The 15,042-nt window shown below is 73.4% G+C and carries 14 protein-coding genes; 12 read left to right on the plus strand and 2 right to left on the minus strand.

Translation table 11 applies throughout. From position 1 onward, the window contains the following. Nucleotides 1-10: 10 nt before the first annotated feature. From AC162C_RS06230 to AC162C_RS06270, 9 genes are all read left to right on the plus strand, one after another. Nucleotides 11-475 (plus strand): YbaK/EbsC family protein, encoded by a 465-nt coding sequence (locus AC162C_RS06230; protein ID WP_484096800.1) that lies wholly within the window; start codon nt 11-13, stop codon nt 473-475. A gap of 135 nt (nt 476-610) precedes the next feature. Beyond that, entirely contained in the window at nt 611-1,774 is a 1,164-nt protein-coding gene (locus AC162C_RS06235; RefSeq protein WP_484096801.1) for an alpha-hydroxy-acid oxidizing protein, read from the plus strand. Nucleotides 1,775-1,785: 11 nt separating this feature from the next. Continuing rightward, nucleotides 1,786-2,946 carry an acyl-CoA dehydrogenase family protein gene (locus AC162C_RS06240; protein WP_484096802.1) on the plus strand — a complete coding sequence of 387 codons (1,161 nt, stop codon included), beginning with the start codon at nt 1,786-1,788 and terminating at the stop codon, nt 2,944-2,946. Beyond that, nucleotides 2,946-3,875: an acyl-CoA dehydrogenase family protein gene (locus AC162C_RS06245; RefSeq protein WP_484096803.1), complete on the plus strand. Its 930-nt coding sequence runs from the start codon at nt 2,946-2,948 to the stop codon at nt 3,873-3,875. Before AC162C_RS06240 ends, AC162C_RS06245 begins: the two co-directional genes overlap by 1 nt. Then, nucleotides 3,875-5,485, plus strand: a complete 1,611-nt coding sequence (locus AC162C_RS06250; RefSeq protein WP_484096804.1) for a long-chain fatty acid--CoA ligase — start codon at nt 3,875-3,877, stop codon at nt 5,483-5,485. Before AC162C_RS06245 ends, AC162C_RS06250 begins: the two co-directional genes overlap by 1 nt. A 5-nt stretch (nt 5,486-5,490) precedes the next feature. Beyond that, nucleotides 5,491-6,273 carry an enoyl-CoA hydratase-related protein gene (locus AC162C_RS06255; protein ID WP_484096805.1) on the plus strand — a complete coding sequence of 261 codons (783 nt, stop codon included), beginning with the start codon at nt 5,491-5,493 and terminating at the stop codon, nt 6,271-6,273. Nucleotides 6,274-6,277: 4 nt separating this feature from the next. Next, nucleotides 6,278-7,201, plus strand: a complete 924-nt coding sequence (locus AC162C_RS06260) for a zinc-binding dehydrogenase (RefSeq protein ID WP_484096806.1) — start codon at nt 6,278-6,280, stop codon at nt 7,199-7,201. 28 nt (nt 7,202-7,229) lie between these two features. Next, nucleotides 7,230-8,717, plus strand: a complete 1,488-nt coding sequence (locus tag AC162C_RS06265; protein WP_484096807.1) for a hypothetical protein — start codon at nt 7,230-7,232, stop codon at nt 8,715-8,717. 38 nt (nt 8,718-8,755) lie between these two features. Continuing rightward, nucleotides 8,756-9,454 (plus strand): SDR family NAD(P)-dependent oxidoreductase, encoded by a 699-nt coding sequence (locus tag AC162C_RS06270; RefSeq protein WP_484096808.1) that lies wholly within the window; start codon nt 8,756-8,758, stop codon nt 9,452-9,454. A gap of 28 nt (nt 9,455-9,482) precedes the next feature. Here the strand turns inward: AC162C_RS06270 and AC162C_RS06275 are convergent, their stop codons facing one another. After that, nucleotides 9,483-10,685: an acyl-CoA dehydrogenase family protein gene (locus AC162C_RS06275; RefSeq protein WP_484096809.1), complete on the minus strand. Its 1,203-nt coding sequence runs from the start codon at nt 10,683-10,685 to the stop codon at nt 9,483-9,485. 19 nt (nt 10,686-10,704) lie between these two features. Between AC162C_RS06275 and AC162C_RS06280 the strand changes: the two genes are divergently transcribed. From AC162C_RS06280 to AC162C_RS06290, 3 genes are read left to right on the plus strand one after another with little or no spacing between them, the layout of a single operon-like run. Next, the gene (locus AC162C_RS06280; protein ID WP_484096810.1) at nt 10,705-11,727 is read left to right on the plus strand and encodes an LLM class F420-dependent oxidoreductase; all 1,023 of its coding nucleotides are present in this window, start codon (nt 10,705-10,707) and stop codon (nt 11,725-11,727) included. Then, nucleotides 11,724-12,971 carry a phosphotransferase family protein gene (locus AC162C_RS06285; RefSeq protein WP_484096811.1) on the plus strand — a complete coding sequence of 416 codons (1,248 nt, stop codon included), beginning with the start codon at nt 11,724-11,726 and terminating at the stop codon, nt 12,969-12,971. Before AC162C_RS06280 ends, AC162C_RS06285 begins: the two co-directional genes overlap by 4 nt. A 1-nt stretch (nt 12,972) precedes the next feature. Further along, the gene (locus AC162C_RS06290; RefSeq protein ID WP_484096812.1) at nt 12,973-13,632 is read left to right on the plus strand and encodes a histidine phosphatase family protein; all 660 of its coding nucleotides are present in this window, start codon (nt 12,973-12,975) and stop codon (nt 13,630-13,632) included. A 129-nt stretch (nt 13,633-13,761) separates the two neighbouring features. Here AC162C_RS06290 and AC162C_RS06295 read toward each other — a convergent pair whose 3' ends face one another. Beyond that, nucleotides 13,762-15,024, minus strand: coding sequence for an ABC transporter substrate-binding protein (locus AC162C_RS06295; protein ID WP_484096813.1), 1,263 nt, complete (start codon nt 15,022-15,024; stop codon nt 13,762-13,764). Nucleotides 15,025-15,042: the final 18 nt, after the last annotated feature.

The raw sequence follows: 15,042 nt of genomic DNA on the forward strand, positions 1-15,042 counted from the left end.
CCTACTCCGCGTGACCGACTCGCTCCACCCGACGGCGGCGAGGCTCCAGGAGCGCCTCCACGCCCGGGGCCTCGCGATCGACGTCGTCGTCCTGTCCGATTCGACCCGGACGGCCGCCGACGCAGCGGCCGCCTGCGGGTGCGAGCTCGGTCAGATCGTGAAGTCGCTCGTGTTCGTCGACGGGGCGACCGGCGAGCCCGTGGTCTGCCTCTGGGCCGGCGACCGGCAGGTCCCCGCGGACGAGCTCGGCCTTCGCCGCGCGAGCGCCGACGAGGTGCGACAGGCGACGGGGTTCGCGGTCGGCGGTGTCCCGCCGCTGGGGCACGACCGGCCGCTCCGGACGATCGTCGACGAGTCGCTCGACCGCTTCGATCGTTTGTGGTGCGCGGCCGGCACGCCCCACGCGGTGTTCGAGGTGTCACGGGCCGACCTCGTCGCCGCGATCGCGGCCGCGGAGCGCGACGCGCCGGCCTGAGGACGGGCGCGCCGCACCGAGAGGAGGAGGCGGCGAACGGCCCAGCTCCTGGGTCGCCTGGCTCGTGCGCTGACAGGCCCTCGGCGGCCACGGAGCCGTTGACGGGAGCTGTGGGAGGCGGGAAGATCGGACACCATGGCGCTCGAGCCGGGGGGTGAGGCCCAGACCGCGATCTACCTCGCCGGCGGCGCGTCCTGGCCGGTCTCACCGTCCGACTGGGAGGCGCGCGCGAAGGAGGTCATGGACCCCGGCGCCTTCGACTACGTCGCAGGGGGCGCCGGCTCGGAGGACACGATGCGCGCGAACGTCGAGGCCTTCACCCGCAGGCGGCTCCGTCCGAGGATGCTCGTCGGCACCGCGCACCGAGACCTGTCGATCGAGCTTCTCGGCCTCCGCTCTCCCGCACCGTTCGTGCTCGCACCCGTCGGCGTGCTCTCGATCGTCCACCCGGACGCGGAGCTGGCCGTGGCTCGCGCGTCGGCCGCCACCAGGGTGCCGATGATCCTCTCGTCGGCCGCCTCCACGTCGCTCGAGGACGTCGCCGCCGTGGCCGGCGACACGCCGCGCTGGTTCCAGCTCTACTGGTTCTCGGACCGGGAGCTCGCCCGCAGCCTCGTGCAGCGGGCCGAGGCGGCGGGCTACGGCGCGATCGTGGTCACCGTCGACACGCTCATGCTCGGCTGGCGCGACCGCGACCTGCGTCGTGGCTACCTCCCCTTCCTCGACGGCCACGGACTGGCGCAGTTCTTCTCCGACCCGGGGTTCCGCGCCGGGCTCGACGCGCCGCCGGAGGACGACGTGCAGTCGGCCGCGCGGCGCGCGATCGCCACGTTCCCGAACCTCGGGCTGACGTGGGGCGATCTGGCGTGGCTCGCCGAGCAGACGACGCTCCCGCTGGTCGTGAAGGGGGTCCTGACCGCCGATGACGCACGGCTCGCCGTGGAGCACGGCGTCGACGGGCTGGTCGTCTCGAACCACGGCGGCCGTCAGGTCGACGGCGCGGTCGCCGCACTGGACGCGCTTCCCGAGGTGCGCGAGGTGGTCGGCGACGGCTATCCGCTGCTCGTCGACGGCGGCGTCCGCAGAGGCTCCGACGTGCTCAAGGCGCTCGCGCTCGGCGCGGACGGCGTGCTGCTCGGCCGCCTGTTCGTCTGGGGGCTCGCCGCCGGCGGGGCCGCGGGTGTCGAGGCCGTGATCCGCCAGCTGGCGGCCGAGCTCGACGTGACGATGGCGCTCTCCGGCGTCACATCGGCGCGCGTCGTTCCCCGTGCGCTCGTGACCGAGGCGGCGCACGGGTAGGCTCAATCGTCGTGGATCTCCGAGACACGCCGGACGAGGCCGCGTTCCGTGCCGAGCTCCGCGACTGGCTCGCGACCGCCGTCCCGGACGAGCTCCGCGGGTACGCCTTCGGGGTGCACACCGGCGACCTCGAGGCGCTCCGTGCCTGGAGCAGGTCGCTGCACGACGCCGGCTACGCCGGCCTCACCTGGCCCACGGAGTACGGCGGCGTCGGCGCCCCCCTCGCCCACCAGGCGATCTTCCTCGAGGAGTCGGCACGGGCGGAGGCGCCGCCGCACATCGGCGTGATCGGGCTCGGGATGGCGGGGCCGACGATCATCGCGTTCGGCAGCGAGGAGCAGAAGGCCCGCTACCTCGCGCCGATCCTGTCCGCGGAGGAGATCTGGTGCCAGGGGTTCTCGGAGCCGGACGCCGGCTCCGACCTCGCGGGCGTCCGTGCGAGCGCGCGCCTCGAGGGCGACCGCTTCGTCGTCGACGGCCAGAAGGTGTGGTCCTCGTTCGCGCACGTCGCCGACCACTGCATCCTCCTCGCCCGGTCGGAGCCCGCGTCCGAGCGGCACGAGGGGCTGACGTACCTCATCGTCGACATGCACGCACCGGGCGTCGAGGTGCGCCCGCTCCGTCAGCTCACGGGAGACGCCGAGTTCAACGAGATCTTCCTCACGGAAGTCGAGGTCCCCGTGGCCAACGTCCTCGGTGAGATCGGCGGCGGGTGGCAGGTCGCGATGACGACCCTCCTCCACGAGCGCGGAACGCTCGGCATCGCGCTCGTGGCGCAGCTCGACCTCGCGCTCCGCAAGCTCGTCGCCCTCGCCCGCGACCGAGGCGCCTCGCCGGTGCAGCGCGACGCGATCGCCCGAGAGTGGATCGAGCTCGAGGCGCTGCGCCTCACCGCCTACCGGTCGCTGTCGACGATCGCCCGCACGGGCGTGCCCGGCCCCGAGGGGTCGATCCTCAAGCTCCAGTGGTCGGAGGCGAACCAGCGGGTGACGTCGCTCGCGCTCGACCTGCTCGGCGCGGACGCAGCGCTCCGGGCCGCGAATGCGCCGTACGGCGGCTGGTGGCAGCAGCAGCAGCTGCGGAGCCGCGGCAACACGATCGAGGCCGGGACGTCCGAGATCCTGCGCAGCATCGTCGCCGAGCGCGTGCTCGGCCTGCCGAGGTCCCGCTGATGGACGCGGCGCTCACACCGCTGCAGGAGGAGCTGCGCGCGCAGGCGCGGTCGTTCCTCGGAACGACGCCGGAGCCGACGTGGCAGCAGCTCGCGGAGCTCGGGTGGACGGGCGTCTCGGTCCCGGAGGAGCTCGGCGGCGCCGGGCTCGGGTTCCTCGAGCAGGCGATGCTCCACGAGGAGCTCGGCCGCGCGCTGACTCCCGGCCCGTTCTACTCGACGGTCGCCCTCGCCCTCCCGGCGCTGCCCGCGGAGGATCAGGCGCGCGTGGCCGCAGGCGAGGCGAGCTGGGCGCTCGCGCTCGGCCCGCTCGTCCCCGACCTCGACACGGTGACGAACGTCGCCGTGGCGGGGGGCGACGGCGTCTACGAGCTCGAGGGGTTCGAGCGCGAGGTGCTCGACACGCACGACGAGACCCGTCCGCTCGGCGTCGTGATCGGCGGCGAGGCCGGGCGGCGGCTGTGCTCGTCCGCGGTGCTGCCCGAGGTGCGGAGCCGGTCGCTGGCGGCGCTCGCGCTCGAGGCCTGCGGCGTCGGTTCACGGGCGCTCGAGCTCGCGGCCGCCTACGTCGGCGAGCGGTCGCAGTTCGGCCGGCCGATCGGCTCCTACCAGGCCGTCGCCCACCCGCTCGCGTCCACCTACATGGAGCTCGAGCTGGCCCGGTCGCTCGCGCTCGGTGCGGCGTGGGCCGTGGCGGTGGGGCACGAGCGTGCCATGGTCGACGCCGCCGCCGCGAAGGCGCTCGCCGCGGAGGCTGCGGTCACCGCGTGCGAGCGCTCGATCCAGGCGCACGGGGGCATCGGCTTCACCTGGGAGCACCCGCTACAGCGCCTCTACAAGCGCGCGCTGTGGATCCGTTCGTGGGAGGCTTCCACGGAGGCGCTCCGGGCCGAGATCGCGACACGTCTACTCGACGAGGGAGGTTGGTGATGCAGGGGCTGATGATGGACTACCAGCTGAACGTTCCGGCGATCCTGCGCCGTGCGGACGAGCTCTACGGCGACCGCGAGATCGTGTCGCGCCTGCCGGACAAGAGCTTCCACCGGGCGACGTACGCGGAGGTCGTCTCGCGGACGAAGCGGCTGGCCGTGGCGCTACGAGGCCTCGGGCTCGAGGACGGCGACCGGGTGGCGACGTTCATGTGGAACCACCACGAGCACTTCGAGACGTACGTCGGGGCACCGGCGGGCGGGTTCGTCACGCACACCCTCAACCTCCGCCTGCACCCCGACGACAACGCGTACATCGCGACCCACGCCGGCGACCGGGTGCTGGTCGTCGACAAGACGCTGTGGCCGCTCGCAGAGCAGTTCGTCGGCCGGTGCGGCTTCGAGCACGTGATCGCGGTCGGCGACGGGCCCACGCCCGACGGCGCGCTCGAGTTCGAGGCACTGATCGACGCGGCCGACGAGTCCGCGTTCGCGTACCGCGACCTCGACGAGCGCTCCGCCGCCGCCATGTGCTACACGAGCGGCACCACCGGAAGGCCCAAGGGGGTCGTCTACTCCCATCGCGCGATCGCGATCCACGCGCTCACCGTCGGCCCGGGGATCGGGCTCACGACCGCCGACATCGTGCTCCCGGTCGTCCCGATGTTCCACGCGAACGCCTGGTGCTTCCCCTTCTCGTGTGCCGTCGTCGGCGCGAAGCAGGTGTTCCCGGGGCCGCACCTCGACCCGGTGAGCCTGCTCGAGGACTTCGAGCAGGAGCGCGTCACCGTCTCCGCCGGCGTGCCCACGATCTGGCTCGGCATCCTGCAGGCGCTCGACGCCAACCCGGGCGGCTGGGACCTGTCGCCGATGCGCATGATGACGGTCGGCGGCGCTGCGCCACCGCGCGCGATGATCGAGGCCTTCGGCGAGCGGCACGGGCTGCGCGTCGCGCACGGATGGGGCATGACGGAGATGAGCCCGGTCGGCACCCTGTCGGGCCTTCCGGAGCAGGAGGACGGGCTCGACGCGGACGGGATCTACGCGCAGCGCGCGATGCAGGGGCCGCCGATCCCGTTCGTCGAGATCCGGGCCCGCGGCGAGGACGGCCTCGTCCCGTGGGACGGCGAGACGATGGGCGAGCTCGAGGTTCGCGGGCCGTCGATCGCATCCGCCTACTACGAGTCGCCGGACTCCGGCGACCGCTGGACCGACGACGGCTGGTTCAAGACGGGCGACATCGTGACGATCCGGCCCGACGGGTACGTCGAGGTGCAGGATCGCGACAAGGACCTCGTGAAGTCGGGGGGCGAGTGGATCTCCTCGGTGGCGCTCGAGAACGCGCTCATGGGGCACCCCGCGGTCTCCGAGGCGGCCGTGATCGCGATCCCGGACGAGAAGTGGTCCGAGCGGCCGCTCGCGGTCGTCGTGTGCGCAGAGGGACAGGCGGTGACGCCCGACGAGCTCCGGGCCCACCTCGAGCCGCACTTCGCGAAGTGGTGGCTGCCGGAGCGGTTCGAGTTCGTGGAGGAGATCCCGAAGACGGCGGTCGGCAAGTTCCGCAAGACGGCGCTGCGCGAGCAGTTCGCCGGCGCCGAGACGGGAGCGTGAGGGCCATGGGAACGTTCGTCTCCACCGAGCACGACGGCCACGTCGCCGTCGTCACCATCGACAACCCCCCGATGAACGCGCTCTCCGCCGCGCTGCTCGAGGAGCTCGAGGCCGAGATCGATCGCCTCGACGCGGACGACGCGACCCGCGCGGTCGTGCTGCGCGGCGGCGGCGAGCGGGCGTTCGTCGCGGGCGCGGACATCAAGGAGTTCCCGGCGCTGCGCGAGTCCGCCGCCCAGGAGGGCGGGTCGGCGCGTGGGATCCAGCGTCTCGGGGCGCGCATGGACGCGGCCGGGACGCCGTTCGTGGCGGCGATCAAGGGCTACTGCCTCGGCGGCGGCCTCGAGCTCGCGATGTGCTGCGACATCCGCATCTGCGCCGACGACGCCCAGCTCGGCCAGCCGGAGATCAAGCTCGGGCTGATCCCGGGCGGAGGCGGCACGCAACGGCTCCCGCGGCTCGTCGGGCTGGGGCGCGCGCTGCTCCTCAACCTCACCGGCGACTTCGTCGACGCCGCGACCGCCGAGCGGTGGGGTCTCGTCGAGAAGGTCGTGCCCGCCGGGGACGTGCTCACTGCCGCCCTGGAGGTCGCCCGCGCGATCGCCGACCGGTCGCCCCACGCCGTCGCGGTCGTGCGCGAGCTCGCGCGCACGACGCGCGACCTGCCGCTCGAGGAAGGCCTGCGCCGCGAGGCGGAGGGGTTCCGCCGCTGCCTCGCCTCCGAGGACGGGCTCGAGGGCGTGACCGCGTTCATCGAGAAGCGGGAGCCGACCTTCACCGGGCGGTGATCGTGTGAGAGCGGTCGTCCTCGAGCGTCTCGGCGGGCCCGACGTCCTCGCCGTCCGCGAGCTTCCGGACCCGATCCCGGGCGCAGGCGAGGAGCTCGTCCGGGTGCGCGCCGTCGGGGTGAACTTCCTCGAGCTCCTCGTCCGCCGCGGCGACTACCCGCAGCCCCCGGAGCTGCCGTGGGTGCCCGGGCTCGAGGTCGCCGGCGAGACCGAGGGCGGCCGCCGCGTGCTGGGCCTCGTCCGGACGACCGGCGGCGGCTACGCGGAGGCGGTCGCCGTGGAGGAGGGATGGCTGTTCGACCTCCCCGCGGACGCGAGCTTCGAGGACGGAGCCGCGTTCCTGATGGCGTTCCTCACGGCATGGCTGCCGCTGACGCGCCAGGCGCCCGTACGACACGGGATGCGCCTCCTCGTGACGGCCGCCGCGGGCGCCGTCGGCTCCGCCGCCGTGCAGGTCGGGTGCGCGCTCGGGGCCGAGGTCGTCGCGGCCGTCGGGAGCGAGGAGAAGCGGGCGCTGCCGCTCTCGCTGGGCGCGTCGGCTGCGGTCACGTACGACGACGTCGAGGAGCTCGGCCAGGTCGACGTCGTGCTCGACCCGGTCGGGGGGCCGCTCCTCGGCCGGTGCCTGCGCCTGCTCCGGCCGCTCGGGGCGGTGGTCGCGATCGGGTACGCGGGCGGGCCCTGGGAGGCCGTGCAGCCGCAGCTGCTCGTCGGGCGCAACATCGGCCTGCACGGCTTCTACCTCGGCCGGCTCATGCAGCGAGAGCCGGACCTGGTGCGGGACGCGACGCGCGACCTCCTGCGACTGTGGGCTCAGGGGATCGTCCGTCCGGTGGTCGGGGCGACGTACCCGCTCGACCGAGCCGCCGAAGCGCACGCGTTCGTCGAGGAGCGGTCTTCGACGGGGAAGGTCGTGCTCGTGACGTGACGACGATGACGAGGGGTCTGACGGGCGCGTGAACGAGGGCCCGCGCCCACGCCGTCGCGACCGCCGACGCGCGCTCCTGGCCGCCGTGGGGACGGTGGTGGTGCTCGTGGGCGGTGTCCTCCTCGCGATCTGGCTCGTGCGCGAGGAGGAGCCGACGCCTCCGGAGCCGACGACGACGGCGCCGGAGACGACCGCCCCCGAGACGACCGCCCCCGAGACCACGGCGCCGCCCGCGCCTCCGCCGACGGAGCCCGCGGGCCCGGCGCCCCTCGACGTCCGCGTCGAGGCGACGACCGTCTCGGCGATCGTCTCGTGGCGCACGACCGTGCCCACGACGGGCCACGTCGCGGTGGGCTCGCCCGGGCTCGGGCCGACGCGGTGGCTCCCGCCGACGGCGCTCGGCTCGACCCACGGCGTGACCATCGGCTCGCTCTCCCCGCGCCGGACGTTCCGCGTCTGGATCCGCTCGCAGGCCGCGGACGGCGCTCGATCGGAGACGTCCGTCGACGTGACGACGCCGACCGTGACCGGCCCGATCACCGCCTCCACCGGCGGCGGCGTCCTGCAGCTCGCGGGACAGCCCTGGTTCCCGCTCATGACCTACGGGCTCTGCTCGCATCACGTCGACACGGCGCTCGCCGCGGACATCACGCTGCTCGCGCTCAACCCGTGCGGCGGGCTCGTCGAGCAGCTGAGCGTCCTCGACGGCCGCGCGCTGTCGGCGGGCGCCGAGAGCGACGAGCCGACGGACGGGCTCGGCCTGATCGGCTGGTTCTACCCGGACGAGCCCGACGGACGCGGGATCACCGGCGACATGCTGCCCCCGGCCCCGCGCAGCCCGACGTTCCTCACGCTCACGAACCACTTCTACTCCGGAGCCGACCCGCTCCCGGCGGGCCGCGGCATGTACCCGGGGCTCGTCGCGCGCGCCGACGTGATCGGCTTCGACCTCTACCCGCTGCAGGAGTGGTGCCAGCGCGGTCGGCTCGTCGACGTCGAGCTCGCACAGCGCGAGCTCGTGCAGCTCGCCGCGGGCAAGCCGACGTTCCAGTGGATCGAGGCGACCGAGATGAAGTGCCGGGAGACGCCGGGGCAGGAGGTGACGCCCGAGACGGTGCGCGCCGAGTCGTGGCTCGCCGTGATCGGGGGCGCGGTCGGCCTCGGCTGGTTCCCCGCCGCGTGGACGGCGCAGGTCGAGGGCGCGATCCGCCGCGTCGCCGAGGAGACGGCGGTGCTCGCGCCGTCCCTCCTCGGGCGCCGCGTCGACGCGAAGCTCGTGGGCGGCCCCGCGACCGTGCGCGTCGGTGCGTGGACCGACGGCCGCACGACCGTCGTCGCCGCCGTCAACGCCGCCCGCGAGAGCACGACGGCCCGGCTCTCGGTCGCGGGTGCCGGCGCCCGGTCGCTCTCCGTGCTCGGGGAGGGCAGGACGGTGACCGCGGCCGGGGGCGTGCTCACCGACTCCTTCGCGCCGCTCGCGGCCCACGTGTACGTGCTGCCGCCCGCCGACGCCTGACGTTGCGCGACCGGGGCTCGATCGGTGAGGCTAGCCCCGTGGCCACCGCGATCGTCACGGGGGGCTCGTCGGGAATCGGCGCCGCCCTCGCCGCGCGCCTGCGCGACGAGGGGCACGAGGTCGACGTGCTCGACCTCGAGACGGGCTTCGACGTCTCCGACCCGGAGCACTGGGATCGCGTCGGCGCCGTCGGCGTCGCGTGCCTCAACGCGGGCGTCCTCGGCGGGCCGCAGGATCCCGCCGACCTCGAGCTCGAGGGGTACCGGCGCGCCGTCGCCGTGAACGTGGACGGCGTCGTGCTCGGCGTGCGCAGGCTCGCGGCCGTCATGCACCCCGGCGGGCGCATCGTCTGCACCGCCTCGCTCGCCGCGCTCACGGCGATGCCGGACGACCCCGTGTACGCGGCCACGAAGCACGCCGTCGTCGGCTTCGTCCGTAGCGCCGCACCGGCCCTGGCGAGGCGCGGGATCACGATCGACGCGGTCTGCCCGGGGATCGTCGACACGCCGATGGTCACCGCTCCCGTCCGGGCGCGCCTCGCCGACGCGGGCTTCCCGCTGCTGACGGCGGCCGAGGTCGCCGACGCCGTTCACGTCCTCCTCACCACCGAGGGCACCGGTCGGGCGCTCGTCGTGCAACCAGGGCGGGAGCCGATCGCGTTCCGCTTCGGAAACGTGCCGGGCCCGCGTGCCGCCGACGGCGAGCGCCTCGCCCCGCCGCCGTCGCTCGCACCCTGAGCGGCGCCGACCGCGCGACGGCCGACGGTCAGGCGAACGTGTAGCCGTCGCCGTCCCGGAACGCCTTCAGGATCCGGCGCGCGACGACCATCCGGTGCACCTCGTCCGGGCCGTCGTAGATCCGTCCCGCGCGGGCGCGCATCGCCATGCCGGCGAGCGGCGTGCCGTCGGTGAGGCCGAGGCCGCCGTGCACCTGGATCGCGCGGTCGATCACGTCGACGAGCGCGCGGGCGGCGCTGAACTTCAGCAGCGAGATCTCGACCCGGGCGTCGACGCCGGTGTCGATCTTCGCCGCCGCGTCCATCGTCAGCAGCCGGCAGGCCTGGATCTCGGCGGCGGAGTCGGCGATCCAGTTCTGCACCGTCTGCTTGTCGGCGAGCGGGCCGCCGAAGGCCTCGCGCTCGAGCGCGTAGCGGCACATCAGCTCGAACGCGCGTTGCATCTGCCCGAGCCACCGCATCACGTGGTGGATGCGACCCGGCCCGAGTCGCTTCTGGGCGATCAGGAACGCCTCCCCCACGCCGCCGAGGGTGTTCTCGACCGGGACGCGGACACCGCTGTAGGAGACCTCGCAGTGCGTGTTCCAGCCGCGCCCGGTGTGCCCCATGACGACCGTCGGCGTGATCGCCACGCCGGGGGTGTCGGCCGGGACGAGGATCATCGTCCCCCGGCGGTGCGGCTCGGCGTCGGCGTCCGTGATCGCGAACACGATCCCGAAGCCGGCGCCCTCGGCTCCCGTCGAGTACCACTTGCGGCCGTCGATCACCCACTCGTCCCCGTCGCGGACGGCGCGGGCGCGCAACGTCGTCGGGTCCGATCCCGCGACCTCGGGCTCGGTCATCGAGAAGAAGGACCGCACCTCGCCGGCCACGAGCGGCGCGAGGAACCGCCGGTGCTGGTCGCCGGTCCCGAACTGGTGGAGGATCTCGGCGTTGCCCGCGTCCGGGGCCTGACAGCCGAACACGAGCTGGGCCCAGTGACAGCGGCCGATCTCCTCGTTGAGGCAGGCGTAGTAGAGGAAGCCCTCGCCGGTGCCGCCCGCCTCCGGCGGCACATGGGGCGCCCACAGCCCGGAGCCGCGGGCGCGCCGCTGGAGGTCCGCGAGCAGGACGGCAGCGTCGTCGTCCTCCCGATCGAGCGCGTGCTCCTGCGGGTAGACGTGCTCCTCCATGAAGGCCCGGTACGAGGCGCGGGCTTCGAGGTACTCGGGTGGGAAGAGCGAGGACGTCACCACGAGTAGGATCGTGCACATGCGCCTGGGACTGCAACTCGGATACGACGACCCGGTGTCCGCGGTCGCGCTCGCCGAGGAGGCGGACCGGCTCGGCTTCCACTCGGTGTGGACGTCGGAGGCGTACGGCGCAGACGCGGTGACGCCGATGGCGTGGGTCGCCGCCCGCACCGAGCGCGTCCGCGTCGGCGCCGCGATCATGCAGATGCCCGCCCGCTCCCCCGCGACGACGGCCGCGACGGTGGCCACGCTCGACCTGCTCTCGGGCGGGCGCGCCCTCCTCGGGCTCGGCACGTCCGGCCCGCAGGTGGCCGAGGGCTGGCACGGGCAGCCGTGGGGCAAGCCGCTCGTGCGGACGCGGGAGTACGTGGAGATCGTGCGCACGATCCTGCGGCGCGAGGTCCCGCTCGAGCACCACGGCGAGCACTACGACATCCCCTACGGCGGCCCGGGGACGACCGGGCTCGGCAAGCCGCTCAAGATCATCCTCCACCCCCTGCGCCCGGCGGTGCCGATCTCCCTCGCCGCGATCGGCCCGAAGAACGTCGCCCTCGCGGCCGAGATCGCCGACGGATGGCTGCCGATCTTCTTCTCGCCGGAGCGGTTCGGCGAGGTGCACGCCCCGAGCCTCGAGGAGGGCTTCGCCCGGCGTGGCGGCAGGCCCGACGACTGGGACCTCGCGCCGCTCGTCCCGATCGTCGTCGCCGAGGACGTCGCGGCCGCCCGCGAGTTCCTGAAGCCGCTGCTCGCGCTCTACATCGGGGGCATGGGTGCCCGCGGGCAGAACTTCTACAACCGGCTCGCCTGCCGGTACGGCTACGAGGCCGAGGCGGCACGCGTGCAGGAGCTGTACCTCGGCGGGCAGCGAGGCGACGCGATCGCGACCGTGCCCGACAAGCTCGTCGACGAGATCGCGCTCGTCGGCGACGGCTCCCGCATCGCGGACCGGCTCGAGGCCTGGCGCGCATGCGGCGTGACGACGCTGATCCTGCAGGCGAGGCAGCCGGAGGCGCTCCGGCTGGCCGCCGAGCTCGTGCTGTGAACGAGGCGCTCGAGGACGTCCTCGGCTCGCGAGTCGATCGCGCACGCCTGCTCCCGGGGGGTGCGTCCAAGGAGGCCTGGGAGGTCGAGACCGCCGACGGACGGCGGCTCTTCGTGCGACGCGCGATGGGCGGCGTGATCCACGGGCACACGCTGTCGCTCCGCGAGGAGTTCGACCTCCTCGTCGCCGCGCGCGAGGCCGGCGTCACCGTCCCTCGGCCGATCGCATACCTGGGCGACCTCGACGGGCGCGAGGCGTTCGTCGTCGAGTTCGTCGGCGGGGAGACGATCGGTCGCCGGATCGTTCGCGACCCGCCCGCGGGGCTCGACCTGCGACTGGCGGAGGAGCTCGCCCTCATCCATTCGATCGCCCGCGAGCGCGTGCCGTTCCTCCCCGAGCCCGATCCCGTGGCGAGCCTGCAGGGAGAGCTCGACGTGGTCGGCGAGCCCCACCCCGCGATCGAGTACGGCCTGGCGTGGTTCCGGGAGCGCGCCGCGCCCGGCCGGGCGCCGGTGGTCGCGCACGGGGACTTCCGGATCGGGAACATCGCGATCGACGACGGCCGGCTCGTCGCGGTGCTCGACTGGGAGTTCGCGCACGTCGGCGACCCCCTCGACGACCTCTCGTGGCCGGTCGTCCGCGCGTGGCGCTTCGGCGCCGACGACCGGCGCCTCGGCGGCATCGGCGACGTCGAGCCGTACCTCGCGCGCTACGCCGAGCTGACCGGCGTCGAGGTCTCGCCGGCCGAGCTCGACGCATGGGAGGTGCTCGGCAACTGCAAGTGGGCCGTCGGGTGCCTCAACCAGGGTCGCCGCCACCTGTCGGGCGAGGACCGTAGCGTCGAGTTCGCGATCCTCGGCCGGCTGGCGGCGGAGCAGGAGCTCGAGCTGCTCGACCTGATCGCCCGGATCGACGGCCGCGAGCCGCACAGGGCCGCACCACCCGCCGGTGTCGTGCACGATCGCCCGTCCGCCGGCGAGCTCGCGACCGCCGTCCGCGAGTTCCTCGAGGGCGAGATCCTGCCGCGGCTCGACGACCATCGTGCCCGCTTCCGGACGCTCGTCGCGATGAACGCGCTCACGATCGTCGAGCGGGAGTCGCCGGAGCGGGAGGAGCGCGACCCGACGCTCGCACGCGCGATCCGGGCGCACGGCACGGGCGCCGCCGACCTCGCCGAGCTCCGTGCCGAGGTCGAGGCGCGGCTGGCCGTGGCGAGCCCGAGGGCGCTCGAGCGCTACCCCTGAGATGCGGCGCCGCCTCTACCTGATGCGCCACGGCGAGGTGGCGTACTTCGACGCCGACGGCCGCCCCGTGCCCCCGGATGCGGTGTCGCTCACGGCCGACGGCGTCCGGCAGGCGGAGGCGGCCGGCGAGCTGCTCGCCGGAGTCGCGGTCGACCGCGTGATCGCGAGCGGCCTGCCGCGGACGATGGAGACCGCGCAGCTCGTCGCGCCGCGGTCGGAGATCGAGGTGTGGCCCGAGCTGCAGGAGATCAAGGGCGCCCGCCTGTCGTCGATCCCTCCGGACGAGCTGGAGGAGACCTTCGTGCACGCCTTCCGCGGAGTCGTGCCGCTGGAGAAGCGGTTCCTCGGGGGCGAGACGATCGGGGCGCTCCTCGATCGCGTGGTCCCGGCGCTCGGCCGCCTCGTCGCCGACGACGCCTGGGACACCGTCCTCGTCGTCGCCCACGGCGCCGTGAACCGCGCGATCCTCTCGTGGGCCCTCACCGGTGAGCGGATCTTCCTCGGGCACTTCGAGCAGGCGCCCGGGTGCGTGAACGTGCTCGACATCGGTGACGAGTGGATCGTGCGGGCGGTCAACGTCGCGCCGCTCGACCCGGTGCACGCGTCGACGCGGCTGACGACGATGGAGCGCTACTGGAGCCAGTACCGACCCCGGCGCTGACTGCTCGCGCGGCCGTCGTGGCACCGGCGGCGGCATGAGCGCCGCTTCTTCGGAGGTTGTGGCGGACAAGAGAAGCGTGAGGGCCGGCTCGAGCCGGCCCTCACGATCACGTCGTGTGCTGTGCGCGGCCTAGAGGCCGGTGGTCTTCGACCCGCACTTGAGCTTCGAGACGGCCTTGAACGTGCCGTCGGTGAACTTCACGATCTGGAAGCAACCGACCGGGAACTGATCCTTCGCCTTGGTGAGCTGCCTGTTGCCAGGGAGCAGGAACGGGTTCGGCTCGTTCCAGCTGCGCGCGGCCTTCATCAGCCCGGCGCGCGTCGGGTTCGCGCCCGCCTTGTACAGGAGCTGCGTGAAGGCGTGGGCGAGAGCCACCCCATAGAGGTTCAGCCCGTTCGCCTGCACTGACGCGTTCGACCCGTTGGGATAGAAGCGCGACATGATGTCGCGGTAGAGCTTCATGCTGGCATCGTCGTCCCAGATCGGATTCGCCGGGTCCTTCGTGTACTGCGTCGAGTAGGTGTTGTTGACCAGCGCCCCCGCACCCGCACGCTGTGCCGTGGTCAGGAACGTGTCGGTCGCCGAGACCGAGTTCGTGTAGATCACGGGCGGGTTCCAGCCCAGTGTCTTCGCGATCACGTACGCCTGGATCGTCGGCCGCGGTGTGGCGAAGATCACGAACACCGTCGCACCGCTCGCACGCAGCTTGGCGATCTGCGTCGCGACCGAGGTCGCGGTCACCTCGAATGGCTCCTCGGCGACGATGTTGGACGTCTTTCCGCCGAGCCCACGCTTGAGCCCGCCGAGAATGTCCTTGCCGTAGTCGTCGTTCTGGTAGAGAACGCCGATCTTCGCGTTGGGGCTGTTCCGCGCGATCGCCTGGCCGTAGATCTTGCCTTCGAGCTCGTACGGCGGCTGCCAGCCGATCGTCCATGGGTACTTCGCGGCATCCGTCCCCCAGATCGTGGCGCCGGTCGCGTTCAAGATCTGCGGCACCTTGCGCGCGTTGAGGTACGGCCGGATCGAGAGGTTGACCTCCGTGCCGAGCGTGCCGACGACCGCGAACACCTTGTCCTGCTCGACGAGCTTGCGCGTCAGCTGCACCGTGTTCGCCGGGTTGTACCCGTCGTCGAGTGCGCTGAAGACGATCTGACGGCCGCCGACGCCGCGCTTGCCGTCGGGGCCCTTCCGCGCGTTGATGTACGAGAAGTACGCCTTCATCGCCACCGGGATCGGCGCGTAGAGCGACGCAGGACCGGTGAGCGGGAACGTTCCGCCGATCTTGACCGTCCGCGCTGTGACCCCGGTCTCGTTCGCTGCCGCGGTCGTTGCCGAGACGGCGACTGCGAGCGCCGCGACGAGCGCGAACGCGGACACCACGTATCTACGCATTGGACTCCTCCTGGAGAC

It is taken from the genome of Gaiella sp., assembly GCF_057140465.1.